Here is a 23,495-nt window from a genome sequence, read left to right on the forward strand (position 1 = left end):
AAATGAAACACCCATGCTGATCTCACAGCGCCCCACACTGTCCGAGGAAATCCTCACCGACAGCCGGTCCCAGTTCGTCATCGAACCGCTGGAGCCCGGATTCGGTTACACCCTGGGCAATTCACTGCGTCGAACCCTGCTGTCGTCGATTCCCGGCGCGGCGGTCACCAGCATTCGCATCGACGGTGTACTGCACGAGTTCACCACCGTGCCCGGCGTCAAAGAAGACGTCACCGACATCATCCTGAACCTCAAGGGCCTGGTCGTGTCCTCGGAAGAGGACGAACCGGTCACGATGTACCTGCGCAAGCAGGGCCCCGGAGAGGTCACCGCGGGTGACATCGTCCCGCCGGCCGGCGTCACCGTGCACAACCCGGCCATGCACATCGCGACGCTGAACGACAAGGGCAAGCTGGAAGTCGAGCTCGTCGTCGAGCGTGGCCGCGGCTACGTCCCGGCGGTGCAGAACCGGGCTTCGGGCGCCGAAATCGGCCGTATCCCAGTCGATTCCATCTACTCGCCGGTGCTCAAGGTGACCTACAAGGTGGACGCGACCCGTGTCGAGCAGCGCACCGACTTCGACAAGCTGATCCTCGACGTGGAGACCAAGAGTTCGATCACCCCACGCGACGCGCTGGCGTCGGCCGGTAAGACACTGGTCGAATTGTTCGGCCTGGCACGCGAACTCAACGTCGAGGCGGAAGGCATCGAGATCGGGCCGTCGCCGGCCGAGGCCGACCACATCGCGTCGTTCGCGCTGCCGATCGACGACCTGGATCTCACCGTGCGGTCCTACAACTGCCTCAAGCGCGAGGGTGTGCACACCGTCGGCGAGCTGGTGTCACGCACCGAGTCCGACCTGCTCGACATCCGCAACTTCGGTCAGAAGTCCATCGACGAGGTGAAGGTCAAGCTGCACCAGCTGGGCCTGTCGCTGAAGGACAGCCCGCCGAGCTTCGACCCGTCGGAGGTCGCCGGCTACGACGTCGCCACCGGCACCTGGTCCACCGAGGGCGCCTACGACGACCAGGACTACGCCGAAACCGAGCAGCTTTAAGGCTTTTCGTACTAGACACAGGAGCGCGCAATGCCCAAGCCCACCAAGGGTCCTCGCCTCGGCGGGTCGTCTTCGCACCAGAAGGCGATTCTGGCCAACCTGGCCACGTCCCTGTTCGAGCATGAGCAGATTAAGACCACCGAGCCGAAGGCACGGGCACTGCGGCCCTATGCGGAGAAGCTGATCACGCACGCCAAGAAGGGCGCGCTGCACAATCGGCGCGAAGTGCTCAAGAAGATCCGCGACAAGGACGTGGTGCACAAGCTGTTCGCCGAGATCGGGCCGTTCTTCGCCGATCGCGACGGCGGCTACACCCGCATCATCAAGGTCGAGCCACGTAAGGGCGACAACGCTCCGATGGCGGTGATCCAGCTGGTGCGGGAGAAGACGGTGACGGCCGAGGCCAACCGGGCGCGTCGGGTAGCAGGTGCACAGGCCAAGCCCAAGAAGGCAGAGCAGGCCGCTCCGGCGGCGGCAGCGGCCGCACCGCAAGCGGCGGTCGAGCCCGAGGCCGCCGTCGGTCCGACGGCCGATGAGGTTGCCGAAGAAACCGCCACGGCCGACGACACCACCACCGAAGCCGCACCCGAGGCGGCGGCCGCGGCGCCGCAGGCCGGGGTCGACGAACCCGAAGAGGCCCCCGAGAATTAGTGGGGATGTCCGTCTTCGGCTTGACATCGCCTACGACGGAACCGATTTCGCGGGCTGGGCAGCGCAGCCGGAGCAGCGGACGGTCGCCGGCGTCCTCGACGAGGCGCTGACGACCGTCTTCCGCACTCCGGTGCGGCTGCGCGCTGCGGGCCGTACGGACACCGGGGTGCATGCGACCGGTCAGGTGGCCCACATGGATGTGCCGGCCGACGCTTTGCCCAACGTGTACGGCCGTTCGCCGCGCGACGGCGATCCGGAATTCTCGCCACTGCTACAGCGTCTCGGCAGGTTCCTGCCCGCCGATGTCCGGGTGCTCGAAATAGCGCGTGCGCCAGCGGGTTTCGATGCCCGATTCTCTGCGCTGCGCCGTCACTACGTCTACAGGTTGTCGACGGCGCCGTACGGAGTGCAGCCGCAGCAGGCGCGCTACGTCACCGCCTGGCCGCGCGCGCTGGACGTGGAGGCGATGGGCGTCGCGTCACGAGACTTGCTGGGGTTGCACGACTTCGCGGCATTTTGCCGGCATCGCGACGGTGCCACCACGATCCGCGACCTGCAACGACTGGACTGGTCGCGCGACGGCGACCTGGTCACCGCGCACGTGACCGCCGATGCATTCTGCTGGTCGATGGTGCGATCGCTGGTGGGCGCGCTGCTGGCGGTCGGCGAGCATCGGCGCACCGCGGCCTGGTGCCGTGAGTTACTCGCTGCGACAGGCCGGTCCAGCGATTTCGCGATCGCGCCGGCGCACGGTTTGACGCTCGTCGGAGTGGACTATCCGCCCGACAATGAGCTCGAGTCGCGGAACCTGATCACCCGCGATCTGCGCTCGCGCTAAATGTGAGCGTGCGCTAGAGCTTCCCGGCGGCGAAGGCGGCGGCCTGATCCACCAGCCCGGAGCCGATGTATGAGGGCTGCAGATGCGACGGCCAGTTCGTGCCTCTGCCACAGATCGGGTCGCCGTTGGCGCACTGATCGATCGTCTTCCCGGCAAAGGCGGGGGCGATCCGCCTGGTGCCGTTACCAAACAACGCCACCGCCGCGACGTGCTGATCCACACCCGCCGGCAGACGGCTCCAGGTGGCGAGGTCAGCCACCTCAGCACCGAGGGAATATCCGCCGAGCACCTCGCGGGTGTTCGGACAATTTTTCGCCATGAACTGAACGTGGCCGCTCATGTCGTTGGCGCCGCTGTCGACGCTGATGTTGGCGGGATAGTTGACCCCGTACACCCCGACCGACATAGGCGTCTTGCCGCGCAACGAATTGACGAACGCGTCGCCGACTAAACCGACGCCAGGCGGTTCCTCGCGACCACGCGCGAATACCACCTCAGCACCCGGGCACGCTGCCGCTGCCACCGGTGCCGGGGCAACCATCAACGTCGGTGCGAGCAATGCGACGGCCGTGAGGCGGCGGAGCCTCATGCACCGATGTTAACGGGCCTAATTACGGACCGTCAGTGAACCTGCACACCGGTTCCGGGGGCGCCCACGACGGAGCCGTGTGCGGCGTCAGGCGGGACCGGGCCGGGCGCCTGGGAGGTGGGGCCGGGTGCTTGCGTGGGCCCGGGCGCCTGCGGGGAGAGGCCGGGCAGCTGCGGACCGAACCCCGGTACCTGCTGGCCGTGCCCGGCCAAGAGCTTGGACGCCACGAAAGCCGCTGCCTGGGTGGTGTAGACGGGGACATAGCCTTCGGTGTGCCCGCTCCACTCGTTGCCCGGACCCGCGTGGCAGATCGGGTCGTTGGGGTTGCACAGGTCGACCGCCTTGGCGCCGAACATCGCGCTCTGGGTGGTCAGCGATCCGCCGGCGCGGTTGGCCACGTTGCCGAATACCGCGACCGCCGCGACGTTGTCCGCATACTCGGGCGGCAGCGGGCTGCCGAAATTGAGACCGCCGATGGGAACACCGCTGACGATGTCGATCACGTCGGCGCCCTGGGAGTAGCCGCCCAGCACGATCTTGGTATTGGGGCACGACGACGCCATGGACTTGACGTGCGAAATGACGTCGTTGGCGCCATCGCCGCCGTGCAGCTGGAGGCGACTGGCGGAGTAGTTCACCGCGTACACCCCGATGTTCATGCCGGGGGCCTGCTGGCGCAGGGAGTCGATGAAGGCCTGGCCAACCCGGCCAACGCCGGCCGGCTCGCTGGTGCCGCGCGCGAAGACGACCTCGGCGTCCGTGCAATCAGCGGCTGACGCCTTCGGAAGGGCGCCGAAAATACCGCTCGGCGTGGCCACAACGGTAGCGACGGCCAGGACGGCAGCTCCTGAGTTGACCCAGCGACCCATGCGGTGGAGGTTCACCCCGAAATTTTAACCGTAACCGGGTGACAGGAAACGCCCGCAGCTGTGTATCGGCTGTGCAAAGTGGTCTGCTCGCGGCCGCCTTGGCGGCCTATTTTGGGCGCAGTCAATTCGATTCCCGGGGGATTCAGTGCCGCGGCAACCCACGACACGGCTGCACGTCAGCGGTCACCGGCTTCTACTGCGTCGGGTCGAGTGCGCGTTGCTGCGCAGAGATCTCGGCACGGTCAACGAACCGCTGCGCACGCGTACGGCGTCGTTGGCGCTGGGATGTGTGCTGACGTTCGTCGGGTTGGCCGGATGCGGCTTTCTGGCTTTGCTGCAGCCGCAGCCGGCGCTGGATCGCGAGCAGATCGTGATGGGCCAGCAATCCGGCGCGTTGTACGTACGGGTGGGCGACACCTGGCATCCGGTGCTGAACCTGGCTTCGGCGCGGTTGATCGCGGCGACCGACGCCAGCCCGCGGCCGGTACGCGAATCCGAGTTGAGCCGCGCCAAACGTGGTCCGCTGTTGGGTATTCCGGGTGCGCCGCAATTCCTCGGGCAGCCGCTGACCGGTGACGAATCAACCTGGGCGATCTGTGACACCGACCGCGGCGCGGCAACCACCGTTGTCGTCGGACCCGTCGTGGGACCCGCCCTGCGTCGTCTGGCACCCGGCGAGGCGATCCTGGTCGCGCCCGCCTCCGGTTCGCCGGCGTATCTGCTCTACGACGGACGACGGGCGATGGTGGATCTCGCCGACCCGGCGGTTGTGCGTGCCCTGCGGCTGGAGGGCCGGGCGCCCGTCACCGTCGCACAGTCGTTGCTGAACGCCGTTCCCGAGGTACCGTCGATCGCTGTCCCACGCATCCGCGGCGCGGGCGGTCGGGCCCAGGGCGGGCTCGCCGGGTTTCCGGTCGGCAGCGTGCTGCGCATCACACGGGGCGATGGTGACGAGTACTACGTGGTTTTGGTCACTGGAGCGCAGCGAATCGGCCGGGTCGCTGCGGATCTGCTGATGTTCAGCAACTCGCAGGGCGCGGTGCACGTCATCGCGGTGGCGCCCGACGTGATCCGCGCCGCTCCGGTGGTGAACACACTGCCGGTCACCACCTTTCCGGGCCGGGCGCCAACACTCGTGGTTGGTGGGAACGCCGTCTGCGCGACCTGGGCGCCCGGTTCGGGACGCCACGCCGACATCGCGTTTTTGACCGGCACCGGCTTGCCGCTCCCAGCCGGGCACGCGGCGGCGCGAATGTCCCAAGCCGACGGAAACGGTCCCGCGCTCGACGCGGTCTACCTGCCGCCCGGCCGCACCGCCTACGTGCGAGCGGGCAGACGATACCTCGTCACCGAAACCGGGGTGCGGTTCGCGATCCATGACGACGACGCGGCGCATGACCTGGGGCTGACGTCGGCAGCGGTCCCGGCGCCGTGGCCGGTGCTGGCGGTGTTGCCGTCCGGACCGGAACTGAGCCGGCAGAACGCGTCAGTCGCCCGCGACACCGTCGCCGCGGGACCGCCGTAACCGGCGCGACGCGGCGCCTGCGACGAGTGCTGCGGTCAGCACCGCCAGGCAGATCGCCGCACCGCGGAAGGCGGTGTCCCGGGCGTGACGATCCGGCGGCCCGGGCACCGGCGGAGCGGCGAGCGGCAGTGGTTTGGGCCTGGCGGTGCTGGGCGGCGGAACCGGGTTGGTGCTGACCGCGGCCAGCGCGTCGATCGTGCCGTTGCCGACGAGCGGATTCCACCCACCGGGCGGATGGTGGGCAGTGGACTCGATGCGCTGCATCACCTGTCGGGCGGTCAGCGCCGGGAACCGGGCCCGGATCAGCGCCGCCACCCCGCTGACTACTGGCGCCGCGTAGCTGGTGCCGGACAGTGGGGCCGAGCCAAGGGAGGTCACTCCTTCGCCGACGGCGGCCACATCCACCCACGGTCCGGCCAGACTGAATGCCGAGGGTGCACCATCGGAGTTCACCGAACCGACGGTCAACACGTAGTCGTCGTACCAGGCCGGGCTGACCGCGACCGTGACGGTCTCCCAGGTTGCGCCGGGCCGTTGAGGTGGACACTGCGCGGCACCGCCGGTGTTGCCGGCCGCGGCGACGACAACGGCGTTCTTGACGTCGACCGCGTAGGCCAGGGCGGCGCCGAGCGCGCGGTCGTCGAGAGCCGATGCGGCGGGAACGCAGGCGACCGAGGAGATGTTGATCACCGACGCGCCGAGGTCGGCGGCCGTCCGGACGGCCTTCGCCATCGTGTCTACGTCACCGAACCCGATACCGGAGCGGTTTGCGACTGGAGCGAATTTGGCGCTGGACTGCCGGATGCTGATCAACGTGGCATCGGGAGCTATGCCGCTGAAGCCGTCCACCTTGGAATCCGCTGCCGCAGCGATAATTCCGGCGACCATCGTGCCGTGTGCGTCGCAATCCTGGGTGCCGTCGCCGGTGAAGACGTAGTCACCCCCGGCCACCACATTGGGCAGCCGCTGGTGTCGCGTCACGCCGGTGTCGATGACCGCGACCCGCTGTCCCGCACCACGAGTGAGCTGCCAGACCGTCGGCAAGTCGAGGTCGGCGACCTGCGCCGGTGTGCCGGTGCGGTGCGGGGCCTGGGTTTGACGATCGTCGGCAGCCACCACCGCGCACACCTCCCGCTGCACGGTCGGCTGCGGCGGCGACGGCAATGCCGGTTGAGGCAGCCATTTCTCGTCCACCGGCGGCGGCGAAATCCCCTGCGCCACCGGCATCCCGCACTGAGGAAGGGCCGCGAGCGCGGTTATCGCCACTAGGCGAGCGGCGCGCCTCACCTCAGGTCCAGGCCGCGAACGACGCCGTAAAGGCCGCATATCCAGCAGGTCAGCGGCACCATCGCTGCCAGCACCACACACTCCAGCACCTCAACGCCTCGACGGGCGACGGGTGAGAGTGATCTCGCGGGAGCCACGAAACCCAGGTAGATCGCTGCCGCGGCCGCCAACGCCGTCACCGCGACGATCCATGGTCCGCGCGTGGGCAGACCGGACGCGGCGATCGCGAAGGTTGTTCCAGCCGAGCCGATTCCGGTGACGATGAACACCACTCGTCTTCTCCTGTCGTTGTGTGAAAGGGCGTGCACGAGCAGCACCGCACTGGTGAGGCCGGCCAGGGTCATGCAGCCCAGAAGCGATGCTCCACGTCCCGCGAGCGCGGTGATGATGGCGCCGGTGGCGGCGGACGCCGAGAATGCGGCCAGCAGGCTGGTCAGCCAGGCGTCGGCTCGGATCGCTTTCGCGGCTAGGGAATCGGCAGCCGGTTCGGCCTGGTCGACTGTCAGCGACAGATGCGGGGTCAATCCCGCGAAGGTCAACGACAGCCGCGCAGACGCCTCCAATAGGCCCAGTGACAGCAGTGCGGATACCGATCCGATGACATGCAACGGGGCCGCGGTGAGCACAGCTGTCAGCGCCGCTACAGCGATAGCGGCCGCGAAACACGATAGTGCCGTCAATGTGACTACGCCGCAGCCGGTTAGCCGCAGTGCCAGCACCGACGAGACGACCGCCGTCATCGCAGCCAGCAGCGCATGGGCGGCGTCCGGCGGACCGGGGATTGCCAGCAGCCCGGCAACCGCCGCGAATGCGGTGGCGATAACACTCAGCGTGAGAGCGGCGATCGGGTCGCGGTAGGCCCGGTGCGCGAGCGCGGCGGCCGGCAGGGCCACGACGCTGGCCAGTGCCGCAACCGCCGGTGTACCAGCAGCGTTGGTGCTCAGGGCATTTCGGACAAGGACGAGACAACCGACGGCGGTAATGCAGCCGGCCGCCGCGGCGCCGCTCAGCCTGGCCGCTTGCCCGTTCCAGGCCGGTGCGGCTTTGTCCAGCGCCTCCGACACCGCTTCGGCCACGTCTTCGCAAGCCGGGGCGGGAATGTCGGCGACGGCCCGGTTCAACATCAGAACGGTGCCGTCGTGAATATCGTTTTGTGCCAACGTTGTCGACGCGCGCAGCGCGGATGAGCCCGGCCGGGATAATTGGTAGCGCGCAGCCGTGGCAGCCGGGAACGGATTGACACTTCGGCTATCCAGGATGTCGATGATCGACGGGATCAGGGCGGCGACAGGAACCTCGGCGGGAAGGGCCAAGTCGACGGCGACGGTGTCGGCATGAACGCAGACGCGGCGCAGACCCGGATCGGACGTAGTCAACATGGGCCCCTCGAAAGGCTTGGTGTGGCGGTGCCGCATCGGCACGGTACTTGAGTTGCGGGGGCGCGGTATTCGTCGATCCACAGGTGACTTGCGGCTGATCACGACGCCATTTAGCGTCGCCAAACTGTCAAGGAAGGTCCGACATGACACAGACTTTCGCGCCCAGTGGGCGGCGAGTGACGCCCGCGTTCGGCAGAGCCGACATCGCGGTCGACGCGCCGCCTGAGGTCACGCGCCCGACATCGTCGAGTCTGCTGGTGCGCCTGCTGCCGGCCCTGATGTCCGTTGCGAGTCTCGGGGTCATGGCCGCGGCCTTCTTCTCGCGGTCGGCCGTCACGCGCAACCCCACATTTCTGGCATTGCCGATGGTGATGCTGGTTTCGGTCGTGGTGACAGCGGTCACCGGACGGGGCCGCGGGTGGGGGACCGGGATTGCCGCCGACCGTGTCGACTACCTCGGCTACCTGAGCGGCCTGCGTCGAATCGTCAGCGAAACCGCTGCGGCGCAACGGGCGTCGCTGTATCGGGATCATCCGGATCCGGACATGTTGTGGACGCTGATCGGCGGCCCGCGGATGTGGGAGCGACGATCCACCGACTCCGACTTCTGCCTGGTGCGTATCGGCCTGGGAGACCGGCCACTCGCCTGCCAGTTGGTGGCCCCCGAACCGCGGAGTGGGCAGCCGTCGGATCCGGTCACCGCCGCGGCACTGCGCCGGTTCCTGCGCACACACTCGATGCTCGCGGACCTGCCCGTCACGATCGCCCTGCCCGTCGGTGCGACCGTGGTAATCGACGGCGATCCGGCCCGGGTCCGTGCGTTGCTGCGAGCCATGATCTGCCAACTGGCCGTGCTGCACGCGCCGGACGAGTTGCTGATCGTCGGCGTGATTGGCGAACGGCGTCGCACCGACTGGGACTGGCTGAAGTGGCTGCCGCACAACCAACATCCGAGTGCCACCGACGCCGTCGGGCCTGCTCGCATGGTGTATCCGACGCTCGCCGAGGCCGGGGTGGCGCTCACCGGACCTGCGGAGCCACCGCATGTGGTGATGGTCTACGACCTGGACGAGCCCGCCGTCAGCGGCCCGATCGAGGGTACGAGCGTGCTCGTGGTGGGGAGCGCCGCCGACCGAACACCGCTGCTGGTCCGGCATTCCGGCGAAGCCGAAGAGCTGACGCGTCCCGACCAGCTGGGGCCGGTGGACGCGCTGATATGTGCTCGTCGGCTGGCGGCCTACGGGGTGGACGAGTCATCCCGCCGTGGCCTGGGCACCGGTTGGGCGGACTTGGTGGGTATCGGGGATGCCGAATCTTTCGACCCGACCATGTTGTGGCGCAGCCAGAATCACGGTGATCGACTCTGTGCCCCGATCGGAACCACGATGGACGGGATACCGCTGGAGCTGGACATCAAGGAACCCGCGGAGAACGGGATGGGCCCGCACGGCCTCTGCGTGGGTGCTACCGGGTCGGGCAAATCGGAGCTGCTGCGCACCGTTGCGCTGGGGATGATGGCGCGGAACTCGCCGGCGGTGCTCAACTTGTTGCTGATCGACTTCAAAGGTGGCGCAACGTTTCTCGGCCTGGGCCGCGCGGCCCACGTTGCCGCGGTGATCACCAACCTCTCCGAAGAAGCCGATCTGGTGACCCGCATGCGCGACGCGTTGGCCGGTGAGATGAACCGTCGCCAACAACTGCTGCGCGCGGCGGGCAACTTTGTCAGCGTTGCGGCATACGAGGAGGCGCGCCGGACCGGCGCCCGACTGGCTGCGCTGCCCACGTTGTTCATCGTCGTCGATGAGTTTTCCGAACTGCTCAGCCAGCATCCCGAGTTCGCCGACACGTTCGTGGCGATCGGACGGCTCGGCCGGTCGCTCGGCATGCATCTGCTGCTGGCAAGTCAGCGGCTCGACGAGGGCCGGCTACGCGGGCTGGAGGCTCACCTGTCCTATCGGCTGTGTCTGAAGACGCTGTCCGCGACCGATTCACGGACCGTACTGGGAACACTGGATGCCCATCAGCTGCCCAACACCCCGGGCGCGGGCATCCTGCGGTCGTCAACTGGAGAGTTGATCCGCTTCCAGACCGCTTTTGTCTCCGGGCCCTTTCGGGCGCGGGCCATACCAGCGCGGCGCGACCCGACGGCGCCCATGGTGCAGCTGTTCACCGCAGGGGCCAACGGGGCCGTCACGGCACCCCGCGCGGTGCACTCGAGTGGGACACCGGCCCGTACCGTTTTGCAGGTGGTCCTGGACCGGCTGTCCGGCCACGGACCATCAGCACACCGGGTTTGGCTGCCGCCGCTGGAGACGGCAACCGCCCTGGACACCGTGCTACGCGACGCCGGCCCCGAACTGGATTTCCTGCGCGTGCCGGTCGGTGTCGTCGACCGCCCGTTCGAGCAGCGCCGGACCCCGCTGCTGGTCGACTTGTCCGGAGCCGCAGGCAATGTGGCGGTGGTGGGCGCACCGCGATCCGGTAAATCGACCGCATTGCACACGCTGATCACGGCGCTCGCCGCCACTCACGACGCGGGTCAGGCGCAGTTCTATTGTCTGGACTTCGGCGGTGGAACGCTGGGGTCGGTGCGCAGCTTGCCGCACGTGGGCGACGTCGCCGGCAGAGCGGAGCCGCGGCTGGTCGAGCGCATGGTCGCCGAATTGGAGTCAATCGTCCGATCCCGCGAGGCGTCCCTCCGCGACCAAGGCATCCGCTCGTGGGCTCACGTATTCCTGGTCGTGGACGGCTGGGCGGGACTGCGCCATGAATTCGAGACGTTGGAGGATCCGATCACCGCCCTTGCGGCCCAGGGGCTTTCGTTCGGCGTGCATGTGGTGGTATCGGCGTCGCGCTGGGCCGAGATCCGCCCGTCGCTGAAGGATCAGCTCGGCACCCGCATCGAGTTGCGCCTCGGTGATCCCGCCGATTCCGAAGTAGACCGTAAGCGAGCCCTCCAGGTACCCCACGACAGGCCCGGCCGCGGGCTTTCCCGCGACGGACTGCACATGCTGATCGCCCTGCCCGGCGACGGGGTCCGGCCACGGAATGATGGCGAATCGGCGGCGCCCCCGATACCGCTACTGCCGCCGCGGGTGGACTACGAAACCCTCATACATCGAACGAGTGACCAACTCGGCGCGGGCATTCTGCTCGGCGTTGAGGAGCGCCGGCTACAACCGGTCACAGTCGATTTCGACCGTAACCCGCACCTGTTGATCCTCGGTGACAACCACTGCGGAAAGACCAACGCCCTGCGGATACTGTGCCACGAGATCGTCCGCACCAGGACCGCCAGGCAAGCGCAAGCGTTTATCGTCGACTATCGGCGCACCCTGCTCGGCGTCATCGGGCCGGAACACCTTGGCGGCTACGCCATGTCGCCGGCCGCCCTGCACGCGTCGCTACCCGGACTGGTCGAGTCGCTGCAGAAGCGGATGCCTCCTTCGGACCTCAGCCACGCGCAGCTGCTGGCCAGGACTTGGTGGTCCGGACCGGACATCTACGTCGTGGTCGACGACTACGACATGGTCGCCACCTCAGCGGGCAACCCGCTGCTGGCGCTACTCGAATATCTGCCGCATGCAACGGATCTCGGTCTGCACCTGGTGGTGGCGCGGCGCAGCGGGGGAGCGGCACGTGCACTGTTCGAGCCGCTGCTGACGAGCTTGCGTGACCTCGGCTGCTTGGGACTGATGATGAGTGGAAGTCCGGACGAAGGCACGCTGTTGGGGTCCAGCCGTCCGGTACCGCTGCCGCCGGGCCGCGGCGTCCTGGTCGCCGACGCAGGTGATGAACAGCTTGTCCAGGTGGCCTGGAGTGCGGCGCGATGAGCTCCCCGATGAGCTCCGTGATCGAGGCAGGTCCCGGAATCGTCCGTCGATTGTGTTGCGGCACAAGCACGGGTGCTGATGCGGAGGTAAGCGCTGCGGCGCTCGGTGCGATAGACGATCCGGTGGTGTTGATGGATGGGCAACCGGTCGCCGTCGAGTCGCTGTGGCGGTCCATGCTGCGGTCACTGCGCTGCGACTGCTCAGACGGCGTGATCGTGGTGCATCCCTCGTGGTGGTCGCCGACGCGTATCGGATTGGTCAGCGCGGCGGCGCGGAACTTGGTCTCCGACCCCGATGACCTTGTGATGCAACCACGCTCATGGTTGCTGCGCCAGGCGTCGCCGGATACCGCACCAGACGAAACGGTCGTCGTGGAAATCGCCGACCGGTTGGTGGCAGTCGTTGGCCCGGAGATCGCGGCCGTACCCCGGCGGACCGAACCAGGAGCGGTTGCCGGGGAGGTCGCGGCTGTCATCGCGGACATGGCTCCGGCCACGTCGCCGGTGGTGTTGATCGATAGGCCAAGCACCGTCACCGACGCGCCCGCGCTCGCGGCGGCGATCGGCGACGCAGTGGGTGCCAGCGCCCGGAAGATAGTGCAAATCAACGATATTCGGCTGTCTGGCCTCGCCCGGCTGGCCGGCACGACTCTGTTGCCGGACCCGTCCGAACCGCAGGCAGGGGCCGCGGGCCGCAATCGGTCACGCGTGCGAACACTTGCGGGTGCCGGTGCCGCCGGTGCCGCCGTAGCCCTGCTGGGTCTGGCTGTGCCCGCGCGGCCCCCGGTGAGCCGCCATGATGTCGTACCCGCGGCGCAGGCGTCCACCACGTTTCTGGTGGAAGGCCGGGTAGCACTGACCGTTCCGGCAAACTGGCCCACTCAGCGTGTACTCGGCGGGCCCGGTTCGGCGCGGGTACAGGTGACGTCGCCGTCAGATCCTGAGGTGGCATTGCACGTGACCCAAACGCCCGTCGTGGGTGAGACGCTGCCTGACGCTGCCGAGCGGCTGAAACAGGCGATCGACGCGGAACCTGCGGGTGTCTTCGTCGACTTCAACCCCGCCGGATCCAGCGCCGGCCGGCCCGCGGTGACCTACCGCGAGGTGCGTGCCGCACATCAGGTGCGGTGGACGGTGCTGCTGGACGGGACGGTCCGGATCAGTGTCGGCTGTCAGAGCCGGCCCGCTGGCGAGGACGCCGTCCGCGAGGTGTGCGAGCAGGCCGTGCGGTCCGCCCACGCGGTGGGCTGAATTGGACGGAACCGAACCGGTCCGGCCGCGGTCGTACTTGATGTTGGAGAGGAAAGGAGAACCAGATGAGCACACCGTCGGGCGCCAACACGCTGAGCACCGACTTCGACCTGATGAGGTCGGTCGCGGCCACGACCGACACCCGCAACGAGGAGATCCGGACCATGCTGCAGGCGTTCATCGGCCGGATGGGCTCCGTGCCGCCCTCGGTGTGGGGCGGGCAGGCGGCGGCGCGGTTCAAGGACGTGGTCGATCGGTGGAACGCCGAGACGACTCGTCTGTATCACGTGCTGCACACCATCGCCGAGACCATTCGGCATAACGAGGCCACGCTGCGCGATGCCGGCCAGAACCATGCACACCACATCGCCGCCGCCGGCGGACACCTGTGATCGAGAGGATGACCTGTGGACCCGGTGCTGTCGTACAACTTCGGCGAAATCGAATACTCGGTACGCCAGGAGATCCACCAGACCTCGGCCCGCTTTAATGCCGCGCTGCAGGAGCTGAGGTCGCAGATAGCTCCCTTGCAGCAGCACTGGACCCGGGAAGCGGCGGCCGCGTACAACGTCGAGCAGCTCAAGTGGCACCAAGCGGCGACCGCGCTCAACGAGATCCTGGTCGACCTCGGCAATGCGGTACGCGACGGCGCCGACGAAGTGGCGAACGCCGACCGGCGCGCGGCCGGCATCTGGGCACGGTAGCGGCCAACAGACTCTGTGTGGTCCCGACGGAGGAGAGCCGTCGGGACCACACAGTCATTTTGACCTGCGGGGATGCGTCTCGGTAAGCTGCTCGGTTGGCGTACGGGTACGCGGGGCCTCGGGTCAATGTCGGTCGCCGAGACCAGCCCCAACCGTCGACGCCTGACCGATACCCGGCTCACCCCGGGATCCGCCGCCCGCGAGCCGGGCTCGAAGAGAAAGTACTGGTAAGCGCTGTGCCTACATATGCGCCCAAGGCGGGTGACACCACGAGGTCGTGGTACGTCATCGACGCCACGGACGTGGTGCTTGGCCGCCTTGCCGTCGCGGCAGCCAACCTGCTGCGTGGCAAGCACAAGCCGACGTTCGCTCCCAATGTCGACGGCGGTGACTTCGTCATCGTCATCAATGCCGACAAGGTCGCCATCAGCGGCGACAAACTGCAGCACAAGATGGCTTACCGCCACTCCGGTTATCCCGGCGGCCTGCACAAGCGCTCGATCGGTGAGCTGATGCAAAAGCACCCCGACCGCGTGGTGGAGAAAGCGATCGTCGGCATGCTGCCCAAGAACAAGCTCAGCCGTCAGATTCAGCGCAAGCTTCGCGTCTACGCCGGCCCGGAGCATCCGCACACCGCGCAGCAGCCGGTTCCGTACGAGATCAAGCAGGTGGCACAGTGACCGAAACAACCGAGGCCGTAGAGACCCCGGCAGCCCCGGCCGAAACTCCGGCTGCCAAACCCCGCGAAGCGTTCGTGTTCGAGCGGCCCATCCAAACCGTCGGCCGCCGCAAAGAAGCCGTCGTGCGGGTGCGGTTGGTGCCCGGCACCGGCCAGTTCAACCTCAATGGCCGCAGCTTGGAGGACTACTTCCCTAACAAGGTGCACCAGCAGCTCATCAAGGCTCCGCTGGTCACCGTCGATCGGGTGGAAAGCTTCGACATTTTCGCCCTTCTCCACGGCGGCGGACCGTCGGGCCAGGCCGGTGCGCTGCGACTGGGCATCGCCCGGGCGTTGATCCTGGCGTCGCCCGACGACCGGCCCGCGCTGAAGAAGGCCGGCTTCCTCACGCGTGATCCGCGTGCCACCGAGCGCAAGAAGTACGGGCTGAAGAAGGCCCGCAAGGCGCCTCAGTACTCCAAGCGCTGAGATCACATTTGGGCTGCAAGCGTGCATATTTGTACGCCCTCGTCAGCGTGTCGGCGGACTGACGTACACGCTCGCAGGCTACAAGTGGGCCAAAACGGGGTATGTGCACTGCCGTCAACTGTGAAAGGTTTGTCCGCATGGGTCGACTATTCGGCACCGACGGTGTCCGCGGGGTCGCCAATCGCGAGTTGACCGCCGAGTTGGCGCTGGCACTGGGCGCCGCGGCGGCCCGGCACTTGGCGAGCCCCGGCGAACCTGGCCGGCGGGTGGCCGTGGTCGGTCGCGATCCGCGGGCCAGCGGCGAGATGCTGGAAGCCGCCGTGATCGCGGGCCTGACCAGCCAGGGTGTCGACGCCCTGCGGGTCGGGGTGCTCCCGACACCGGCGGTGGCCTATCTGACCGGCGCTTACGATGCCGACTTCGGCGTGATGATCTCGGCGTCGCACAACCCGATGCCGGACAACGGCATCAAGATCTTCGGTCCCGGCGGCCACAAATTGGACGACGACACCGAAGACCAGATCGAGGATCTGGTCGCGGCCGGACCGGGATTGCGCCCGGTGGGCGCGGGGATCGGCCGTGTTGTCGACGCCGACGACGCGATGGACCGCTACCTGCGCCAGGTGGGCAAGGCCGCCGGCATCCGGCTCGACGGCCTGACCGTGGTGGTCGACTGCGCCCATGGCGCGGCGTCCTCAGCGGCGCCGCGGGCCTATCGCGCGGCGGGCGCCCGAGTCATCGCGATCAATGCCGACCCCAATGGGCTGAACATCAACGACGCATGTGGATCCACCCACCTCGATGCGGTGCGGTCAGCGGTCATCGCCCACCGTGCCGATCTCGGCCTGGCGCACGACGGGGATGCCGACCGCTGCCTGGCCATCGATGCCACGGGTGAACTGGTCGACGGCGACGCCATCATGGTGGTGCTCGCGCTGGCGATGCGGGAGGCCGGCGAGCTGGCTTCGGACACCCTGGTAACCACCGTGATGAGCAACCTGGGGCTGCACCTGGCCATGCGCTCGGCCGGCGTCACCGTGCGCACCACCGCCGTCGGTGACCGTTACGTCCTGGAAGAGTTGCGCGCCGGAGACTACAGCCTCGGTGGCGAGCAATCCGGCCACATCGTGATGCCCGCGCTGGGCTCCACCGGTGACGGGATCGTCACGGGACTGCGGCTGATGACGCGCATGGCGCAGACCGATTCGTCGCTGGCCGACCTCGCCTCCGCGATGAAGACGCTGCCCCAGGTGCTGATCAACGTCGAGGTCGCCGACAAGGCAACGGCCGCCGCGGCGCCTGCGGTGCAGACCGCCGTCGCGGACGCCGAGGCCGAACTGGGTGACTCCGGACGAATTCTGTTGCGTCCCTCCGGAACCGAACCCATGATCCGGGTCATGGTGGAAGCGGCTGAGGAAGACATCGCCCGCCGGGTGGCCACTCGGGTCGCCGCTGCGGTCAGCACTCAACGCTGACCCGAAAATGCTGGAACCCCGGCATGATGCCGGGCGTCGGATTAGACATGAGATCCGACAGTAAAAGCTCTGGGCACGCCGGTATCGATGTGGCGGCGGTACGTGCGGTGGCTGACCAGTTCGACGCCGCCGCCGACCTCGTCGATCGCGCCGCGGGCGACCATCTGGCCAGGCTCGCCTTCGGCGGGGCCAATTCAGGCCGGGCGTATGTCGCCCGTGGTGACGCGTTGCGGGCTGGGCTGCAGCGCCTCGCGGCCGAATTGCCGCAATGGTCGCGGGCGGCCGGGGAAATCGCCGTCGCGCTGCGGGCGGGCGCCGACCGCTATGGCGATGCCGAGCTATATGCCGCGGCGCGGATTGCATGATCGTGGCCGACCGGTTGAACGTGGCCGACCGGCTCGCCGAGGGCCGGCCTGCCGTCGAACACACCCAGGCCTATGTGCGGGCCTGCCAGATGCTCGGCTATCAGCATCCAGACCTGACCGCGCACCCCTCCCAGCTGCGTGACTGGTACGACAGCGAAGAGGGCCTGGACCTTCGCGCGCTTGACAGCGACTGCGCGGAGCTACGGGCGGCGGCGGCCGCGGTCTCCGAAGCGCTGCGGATACAACGTGCCCAGATCGCCGCATTGGACGCGGCCTGGACGGGATCGGGAGCGGATTCTGCGATTTGGTTTCTGCAGCGTCATTGCGACGCGGCGAACATTGTGGCAGGCGAACTTCGGGCGGCCGCGCAACGGTGCGAGTCACTGCGCGATAACCTGTGGCACCTCCTCGACGCAAAGGTCGCGACGGCTATCGACATCGACGACCGTACGCAGACGCAGCGACCAGCGTGGTTGGCCGCCGTCGATGCGGTAACCACCGGGGCAGGCGATCGCACGATGGCCGATCAGGTGGTCCGCCAGCAGATAACCCCCTACGTGGACAGTGATATTCGCATCGAATGGTTGACCGCGATGCGTTCGACACAGGCCGGGGTCGGCGCGTCCTACGACATGGTCACCGATCGCTTCGCTGCCGCGCCTGCGGCGTCGTTCGAGATTCCCGGTGACCTCGGGCCGGCCGGCCGGCCGCTCCAGCCGGCCGCACCGAATCCACTCGCAGCACCGGCGACCGCCATCGCACCTGTCGCTAGCCTCCCCAGTCTCGCGCCGGATGCCGCGCCGCCCGCGACGCCGATGTCCCCGACCCAGGGGTTGCCCCAAGCAGCGCCGACATCGGAATTGGCGGCTTCGCCGGGTGAGGGCGCGGCCATGTTCCCCGCTGCCGGCGGCGGCCTCGACGGGCTTAGTGGGCTGGGCGGGCTCGCCGGACTGGCCAACCGGATCGTCGAGTCCATGGGTGGCTTGCTGGGTTCGGCGGCTAACGGCCTGCCTGATCCGTCGATGCCCGACGATCCGCTCGACCCCGAGGACCCCTTCGACGAGGATCCACTCGACGAGGATGAAGCCGACCACCCCGACGAAGCCGACGAGGAGGGCGTTACGGGCATCGCCGTAGCCAAGCCCTCACCCGGTGAAGGGACTCCGCCGGCGGACCAGCCGCCGGCGGGGGAGCCGATAGCTGCGGGCGAGCCGCCGGCCGCAGTCCAACCGCCAGCGGGTTCGCCGCCAGGTGATGCGCCGCCCCCGGCCGTCGTCCCGCCTCCGGCAAAGGGGCCGCCCGGCCCGCCCGGTCCATCGACGCCCTGCGAGATCGCCGCCGACCAGCTGCCACAGGCGGGGCAGTAGCGAATCAGGCGGTCCGCATCTCCAGCAGCTGCTCGACGTAGCGCACTGCTTCGACGGGGTCGGTGCTCACCGGCCGCACCAACAGCGTGGTGACGCCGGCCTCGGCGAAGGCGGCCAGCCGTTCGGCGATGAACCCGCGCGGGCCGATCAGCGAGATCCCGCGCGCCAACTCGTCGGGCACTGCGTCGATGGCCTCCCGCTTGCGGCCGGAAAGGTACAACTCCTGAATCCGGTCCGCGACCTCGCCGTACCCGTAGCGAGTCGCGAGGTTGTGGTAGAAGTTTCGCTCCTTGGCGCCCATCCCGCCGATGTAGAGGCCCAGTGTGGGTTTGATCCAGGCCAGCCGATCGTCGACGTCGTCACCGATGGCCAGCGACGTTCCCACCATCACGTCGAGCGGGCCCAGTCCGGGATCCCGCTTGGCCGCGCCGGCGGCCAGGGCCTCACCGAAGACCAGATGCGCCTTCTCGGGATAGAAGAAAGCCGGTTGCCAACCTTCTGCTATCTCGGCGGTGAGCTCGACGTTTTTCGGTCCCAGCGCCGCGATGGATATCGGAATTCGTTCGCGCACCGGATGATTGATGAGCTGAAGGGGCTTGCCCAGGCCGGTGCCGCGGTCGGCGGGCAAGGGTACCTGGTAATGCTTGCCGGCGTATTGGACGCGTTCGCGGCGCCACACCTGACGGCAGATGTCCACGATTTCGCGGGTACGGCCCAGCGGCGCGTCGAACTCGACGCCGTGGAACCCCTCGATCACCTGCGGCCCGGACGTGCCGATCCCGAGGTTGAACCGACCACCGGACACGTAGTCCAGACCCGCGGCGGTCATCGCCAACAGCGACGGCGTGCGGATATAGAGCGGAAGCACGCCCGAGGCCAACTCGACAGTGCTGGTCTTGGCGGCCAAATACCCGAGCTGGCTGATGGCGTCGTAGGAATACGCCTCGGCTACCACGGCCATGTCGACGCCGGACTTCTCGAGCTCTACGACCCGGTCGACGGCCTCGTGAAAGCCGCCCGAGTAGTCCAGGGCGATTCCGATTCGCATCAACGATGCTTATCACGGCGACTGCGCAGCCAGGTCGCCGCCATGCTCACTTCAGCAGCGCGACGATCTTCTCCTCAGGACCGATGGGTGGGGCCTCGGGGTCGATCGGGATGGTCTTGGGCAGCTGCACGTCGGGATCGGCGAAATCGCGATACGTCTTGTCGCCGCCGATCATGTAGAGCAGGTAGCCGGTCAGCAGCGCCCGCACCGATTTCTGCGTTTTACGGTGTGAGCCGGGCAGCCCGACCATCGTCGTCAGCCGCCGGCCCTCGGCCAGGCCACCGGATTCGGCTTTACTGACGATGCGCAGCGTGGCCGCATCCCATGCCCTGGACAGCCCGAGAGCGTTGGAATTCAGCGTCTTCGGATCGCCCGGCGTGCTGAAGATCAGACCCGGGACCTTCAGTGACGCAGCGGGCTGCTCGGCCGGAGGGTTGGTCACGGTCGGGAAGATCGAAACCACCGCTTCGGGCTTGGTCGGCATTCCGGCGGCGGCGAACACGGCGGCCGAACCGCCGAAGCCATGACCCACCAGACCGAGCTTGGCGGGATGCACGCTGATCTTGCCGGGTCCCAATCGCACACCGGCGACGATGTCGAGGGCGGTGCCCAGATCGAAGGCGAGGTTGAGCACCGAGGGTGCCAGACCGCGCTGGGTCTCGGGTGCGCCCGCCACGATGCCCCACGACGCCAGATGCTCCAGCAGGCCTGAATAGCGTGCGGTGCCGGTAAGCCAGTCGTGGCCGAACGCGATGCCGGGCAGGTTCATTCCGGCTTCCGGGGTGTAGACCACCCCGGGCAGACCGGCAAAGGCCAAGTCACCACGCAAAACCCGATGCGGGCCACGGCGGCTCAGGGTGGTGACGAGCTTGCGGATGCGAGGCACCCGTCGACGTTAGCTGTGGCCCGGGGGATTGGTCCACTGGGTCCAGTTGGCTCCATCCCAGTAGCGCTGCCCCGGTCCCGAGGGGTTGGGATACCAGCCGGCGGGCGTCGGCGACGGCGGGCCGAATTGGCCGGCCGGTGCCGCGACGGCGGGCTGGACATAGCCGCCCGTGCCCTCCCTGGCCATCGCCCGCACCTTCCGGATGGCGCTCATGTTGGAGAACAGCGCGATCCAGTTCATCACGAGCAGCGACACCATGCTCCACCAACCGGCGGCCAGGTTGTGGGTCTGTGCTGAGCGGTAGGCCGCTTCGCATTCGTGGAGGGTGCCAGTGACCGCAAAGCTCTGCTGGTGCCACAAAATCAGCGCGCCTGTGTGCTTGATCAGCCGGATGTAGTACCGGTCGCCAGACTGCTGAATATTTTGGGGGTACTGGTAGCCAGGGCCGGTATTCGCCTGGTGATACGGGTAGGACAAGACGGGCCTTTCGCGCGGTTGAGCAGGTAAACGATACCGTCGCCCGTGCTGGCCCTGCGCTACGCGGTGATCTCGATCACCCCGGCCCGCCAGAGCGCCGCGTACATGTGGCGCACCGGAATGATCAGTAGACGAGCGGCCGCGTCCACCAGCGGGTCGCCCTCTGCGCCGACCGGCGACCGGGGAATCCGCTTCGACGCGTCCTTCGGCGAGGGCGCCAACGTGAGCTTTGTCGCGGGCGGAGGGGTTACCTCATCGTCGTACGGGACAGCAGTGATGATTTCCTCCTGAAAGTCTGCGCGGGCCGGCGAATCGGACTTCGTCTTTCTTCGATCCGACGGCGGCACCTCCAATTAGGGTTATATCGACTATTTTCGCGGCGGACATTTCCGCGTTACCGTTTGTATACATTGCGGGGCCCGTAGTTATTTCTCGCATGATTCCGCTGTCGCCGGTTGCCCGCCATCGCTGCAAGGCTGCTATCAGCGGATACAACGTCAGATGGTAAGCCCATATCGCGGTTCCCCCGCCCCTCCGTCGTTGCCGGGTATTGGCCACACCCCAATTTTAAGTAGGCGGACCGGCTAACCCAATGAAGCAATCGAAAACGTCAGAAATACATCAGGTGAAGTGCTTTTCTGCGGAATAGAGAATTATATGAATTGAAATACATCGGGGCCGCAGCCAGCGCCATCTGTGCTTTGCTGGAGGGTGTTGTCCGCGCGCCCCGCCGGCAAGACGGCCAGCCGGGCCGCCGCGCTGTGAAACCGTCCACATGGCGGTGCTGCACTACCCTGGTCTGCTATGTGCGGAATCGTCGGCTACGTCGGGCAGCGTCCTGCCTGCCAAGTCGTCATGGACGCACTGGCCCGGATGGAGTATCGGGGCTACGACTCGTCGGGCATCGCGCTGGTCGGTGACGGAAAATTGACCGTGCGGCGTCGGGCCGGGCGCCTGGCCAACCTCGAGTCAGCGATAACCGAAATGAAGCCGGAGTCGGAACTGACCGGGACCACCGGCCTGGGCCACACCCGGTGGGCCACGCACGGTCGGCCCACCGATCGCAACGCTCATCCGCACCGCGACGCAGCCGGCAAGATCGCCGTCGTCCACAACGGCATCATTGAAAACTTCGCGACCCTGCGCCATGAGCTGGAGGCGACCGGCGTGGAGTTCGCCAGCGACACCGACACCGAGGTCGCGGTGCACATGGTGGCGCACGAGTACCACCACGGCGAGACGGCCGGTGATTTCGTCGGCTCCGTGCTAAACGTGGTGCGACGGCTGGAGGGCCACTTCACCCTGGTGTTCGCCAACGCCGACGACCCCGGCACCATCGTCGCCGCCCGCCGGTCGACCCCGCTGGTGCTCGGGATCGGCGACGGCGAGATGTTCGTCGGCTCCGACGTGGCCGCGTTCATCCCGCACACCCGCCACGCCGTGGAGCTCGGCCAGGACCAGGCGGTGGTGATCACCGCGGACGGCTACCGCATCATCGACTTCGACGGCAATAACGATGTCGACTTCCGCGAGTTTCACATCGACTGGGACCTGGCCGCCGCCGAAAAGGGCGGCTACGAGTACTTCATGCTCAAGGAGATCGCCGAGCAGCCCACCGCCGTGGCCGACACCCTGCTCGGGCACTTCGTGAACGGCCGGATCGTGCTCGACGAACAGCGGCTGTCCGACCAAGAGCTGCGGGAGATCGACAAGGTTTTCGTGGTCGCCTGTGGCACCGCGTACCACTCGGGGCTGCTCGCGAAATACGCCATCGAGCACTGGACACGGCTGCCGGTGGAGGTAGAACTGGCGAGCGAGTTTCGTTATAGGGACCCGGTGCTGGACCGCAGCACGCTGGTCGTGGCCATTTCACAGTCCGGCGAAACCGCCGACACCCTGGAAGCCGTCCGGCACGCCAAGGAGCAGAAGGCCAAGGTGCTGGCGATCTGCAACACCAACGGCTCTCAGATCCCGCGCGAGTGCGACGCGGTGCTCTATACCCGCGCCGGCCCGGAGATCGGGGTGGCCTCGACGAAAACCTTCCTGGCCCAGATAGCCGCCAACTACCTGCTCGGTCTGGCCCTGGCGCAGGCGCGCGGCACCAAGTACCCCGACGAGGTCGAGCGCGAATACCACGAGCTGGAAGCGATGCCGGACCTGGTGGCCCAGGTGATCGGTGCCGTCAAGCCGGTGGCCGACCTGGCCTACCGATTCGCTCAGTCGTCGGCCGTGCTGTTCCTTGGCCGGCATGTCGGCTACCCGGTCGCGCTGGAAGGCGCGTTGAAACTCAAGGAATTGGCCTACATGCATGCCGAGGGGTTCGCCGCAGGCGAGCTCAAGCACGGCCCGATCGCGCTGATCGAAGACGACCTGCCGGTCATCGTGGTCATGCCCTCGCCCAAGGGATCGGCCATCCTGCACGCCAAGCTGCTGTCCAACATCCGCGAGATCCAGAGCCGCGGCGCGATAACCATCGTGATCGCCGAGGAGGGCGACGACACCGTACGTCCCTACGCCGATCACCTGATCGAAATCCCCTCGGTGTCAACACTTCTGCAGCCGCTGCTGTCGACCATCCCGCTGCAGGTGTTCGCCGCCTCGGTGGCCCGGGCCCGCGGCTACGACGTGGACAAGCCACGAAATCTGGCCAAGTCGGTCACCGTCGAATAGCTCGGCCGCTTCGGCCATATCGCCGACGGGCATGCCGTCGTTGTGCTAAATCTCATGGGATCTCATAGGCAATAAGCG

The 23,495-nt window shown here is 67.5% G+C and carries 22 protein-coding genes; 14 read left to right on the plus strand and 8 right to left on the minus strand.

Annotated features, from left to right (window positions below; genetic code table 11):
• Positions 1 to 13 precede the first annotated feature (13 nt).
• Genes AC5Y21_RS05230 through truA form a run of 3 tightly spaced genes read left to right on the plus strand, consistent with a single transcriptional unit; the run spans position 14 to position 2,546 of the window.
• On the plus strand, positions 14 to 1,057 hold the full coding sequence (locus tag AC5Y21_RS05230) for a DNA-directed RNA polymerase subunit alpha (RefSeq protein ID WP_499910103.1): 1,044 nt from the start codon (positions 14 to 16) through the stop codon (positions 1,055 to 1,057).
• A 30-nt stretch (positions 1,058 to 1,087) separates the two neighbouring features.
• The gene (rplQ, locus tag AC5Y21_RS05235) at positions 1,088 to 1,708 is read left to right on the plus strand and encodes a 50S ribosomal protein L17 (protein ID WP_499910105.1); all 621 of its coding nucleotides are present in this window, start codon (positions 1,088 to 1,090) and stop codon (positions 1,706 to 1,708) included.
• Entirely contained in the window at positions 1,590 to 2,546 is a 957-nt protein-coding gene (gene truA / locus AC5Y21_RS05240) for a tRNA pseudouridine(38-40) synthase TruA (protein WP_499910107.1), read from the plus strand. The genes rplQ and truA overlap by 119 nt, the downstream gene beginning before the upstream one ends.
• Positions 2,547 to 2,559: 13 nt before the next feature.
• On the opposite strand, the gene AC5Y21_RS05245 is transcribed toward truA, so the two are convergent.
• Positions 2,560 to 3,135 (minus strand): cutinase family protein, encoded by a 576-nt coding sequence (locus AC5Y21_RS05245; RefSeq protein WP_499910109.1) that lies wholly within the window; start codon positions 3,133 to 3,135, stop codon positions 2,560 to 2,562.
• Between the two features lie 32 nt (positions 3,136 to 3,167).
• Complete coding sequence (locus AC5Y21_RS05250; RefSeq protein ID WP_499910178.1) at positions 3,168 to 4,004, minus strand: cutinase family protein; 837 nt, start codon at positions 4,002 to 4,004, stop codon at positions 3,168 to 3,170.
• A 145-nt stretch (positions 4,005 to 4,149) separates the two neighbouring features.
• Here AC5Y21_RS05250 and eccB point away from each other — a divergent pair, with 145 nt between their 5' ends.
• On the plus strand, positions 4,150 to 5,529 hold the full coding sequence (eccB, locus tag AC5Y21_RS05255) for a type VII secretion protein EccB (protein ID WP_499910111.1): 1,380 nt from the start codon (positions 4,150 to 4,152) through the stop codon (positions 5,527 to 5,529).
• On the opposite strand, the gene mycP is transcribed toward eccB, so the two are convergent.
• Both mycP and eccD read right to left on the minus strand, forming a co-directional pair.
• Positions 5,491 to 6,855 carry a type VII secretion-associated serine protease mycosin gene (gene mycP / locus AC5Y21_RS05260; RefSeq protein ID WP_499910113.1) on the minus strand — a complete coding sequence of 455 codons (1,365 nt, stop codon included), beginning with the start codon at positions 6,853 to 6,855 and terminating at the stop codon, positions 5,491 to 5,493. The genes eccB and mycP overlap by 39 nt on opposite strands.
• Positions 6,813 to 8,195 (minus strand): type VII secretion integral membrane protein EccD, encoded by a 1,383-nt coding sequence (gene eccD / locus AC5Y21_RS05265; protein ID WP_499910115.1) that lies wholly within the window; start codon positions 8,193 to 8,195, stop codon positions 6,813 to 6,815. Before eccD ends, mycP begins: the two co-directional genes overlap by 43 nt.
• Before the next feature lie 143 nt (positions 8,196 to 8,338).
• Here eccD and eccCa point away from each other — a divergent pair, with 143 nt between their 5' ends.
• The 9 genes from eccCa (at position 8,339) to AC5Y21_RS05310 (ending at position 18,336) form a co-directional block, all read left to right on the plus strand.
• Entirely contained in the window at positions 8,339 to 12,028 is a 3,690-nt protein-coding gene (gene eccCa / locus AC5Y21_RS05270) for a type VII secretion protein EccCa (protein ID WP_499910117.1), read from the plus strand.
• Positions 12,025 to 13,278, plus strand: a complete 1,254-nt coding sequence (locus AC5Y21_RS05275; RefSeq protein WP_499910119.1) for a type VII secretion-associated protein — start codon at positions 12,025 to 12,027, stop codon at positions 13,276 to 13,278. The genes eccCa and AC5Y21_RS05275 overlap by 4 nt, the downstream gene beginning before the upstream one ends.
• 65 nt (positions 13,279 to 13,343) lie before the next feature.
• The gene (locus AC5Y21_RS05280; protein ID WP_499910120.1) at positions 13,344 to 13,670 is read left to right on the plus strand and encodes a WXG100 family type VII secretion target; all 327 of its coding nucleotides are present in this window, start codon (positions 13,344 to 13,346) and stop codon (positions 13,668 to 13,670) included.
• Positions 13,671 to 13,685: 15 nt separating this feature from the next.
• Positions 13,686 to 13,982 (plus strand): WXG100 family type VII secretion target, encoded by a 297-nt coding sequence (locus AC5Y21_RS05285; protein WP_499910122.1) that lies wholly within the window; start codon positions 13,686 to 13,688, stop codon positions 13,980 to 13,982.
• Between the two features lie 236 nt (positions 13,983 to 14,218).
• Complete coding sequence (gene rplM, locus AC5Y21_RS05290; RefSeq protein ID WP_499910180.1) at positions 14,219 to 14,662, plus strand: 50S ribosomal protein L13; 444 nt, start codon at positions 14,219 to 14,221, stop codon at positions 14,660 to 14,662.
• Positions 14,659 to 15,129 (plus strand): 30S ribosomal protein S9, encoded by a 471-nt coding sequence (gene rpsI, locus AC5Y21_RS05295; protein ID WP_499910124.1) that lies wholly within the window; start codon positions 14,659 to 14,661, stop codon positions 15,127 to 15,129. The genes rplM and rpsI overlap by 4 nt, the downstream gene beginning before the upstream one ends.
• 137 nt (positions 15,130 to 15,266) lie before the next feature.
• Entirely contained in the window at positions 15,267 to 16,604 is a 1,338-nt protein-coding gene (gene glmM / locus AC5Y21_RS05300) for a phosphoglucosamine mutase (protein WP_499910126.1), read from the plus strand.
• A gap of 47 nt (positions 16,605 to 16,651) precedes the next feature.
• A complete protein-coding gene (locus tag AC5Y21_RS05305) occupies positions 16,652 to 16,969 on the plus strand; it encodes a hypothetical protein (protein ID WP_499910128.1) in 318 nt (105 codons plus the stop codon).
• Positions 16,970 to 16,971: 2 nt separating this feature from the next.
• Complete coding sequence (locus AC5Y21_RS05310) at positions 16,972 to 18,336, plus strand: hypothetical protein (RefSeq protein WP_499910129.1); 1,365 nt, start codon at positions 16,972 to 16,974, stop codon at positions 18,334 to 18,336.
• Positions 18,337 to 18,340: 4 nt separating this feature from the next.
• On the opposite strand, the gene AC5Y21_RS05315 is transcribed toward AC5Y21_RS05310, so the two are convergent.
• The 4 genes from AC5Y21_RS05315 to AC5Y21_RS05330 all read right to left on the minus strand — a co-directional run bounded on the left by AC5Y21_RS05315 (position 18,341) and on the right by AC5Y21_RS05330 (position 21,025).
• Complete coding sequence (locus tag AC5Y21_RS05315; protein WP_499910131.1) at positions 18,341 to 19,384, minus strand: LLM class F420-dependent oxidoreductase; 1,044 nt, start codon at positions 19,382 to 19,384, stop codon at positions 18,341 to 18,343.
• Positions 19,385 to 19,430: 46 nt separating this feature from the next.
• Complete coding sequence (locus AC5Y21_RS05320; protein WP_499910132.1) at positions 19,431 to 20,270, minus strand: dienelactone hydrolase family protein; 840 nt, start codon at positions 20,268 to 20,270, stop codon at positions 19,431 to 19,433.
• A gap of 9 nt (positions 20,271 to 20,279) precedes the next feature.
• Complete coding sequence (locus tag AC5Y21_RS05325) at positions 20,280 to 20,690, minus strand: DUF2510 domain-containing protein (RefSeq protein ID WP_499910182.1); 411 nt, start codon at positions 20,688 to 20,690, stop codon at positions 20,280 to 20,282.
• A gap of 116 nt (positions 20,691 to 20,806) precedes the next feature.
• Complete coding sequence (locus tag AC5Y21_RS05330) at positions 20,807 to 21,025, minus strand: Rv1535 family protein (protein WP_499910184.1); 219 nt, start codon at positions 21,023 to 21,025, stop codon at positions 20,807 to 20,809.
• A 526-nt stretch (positions 21,026 to 21,551) separates the two neighbouring features.
• On the opposite strand from AC5Y21_RS05330, the gene glmS reads away from it, so the two are divergent.
• Positions 21,552 to 23,417 carry a glutamine--fructose-6-phosphate transaminase (isomerizing) gene (gene glmS, locus AC5Y21_RS05335; RefSeq protein ID WP_499910134.1) on the plus strand — a complete coding sequence of 622 codons (1,866 nt, stop codon included), beginning with the start codon at positions 21,552 to 21,554 and terminating at the stop codon, positions 23,415 to 23,417.
• Positions 23,418 to 23,495 lie beyond the last annotated feature (78 nt).

Source organism: Mycobacterium sp. NGS41 (assembly GCF_059812725.1).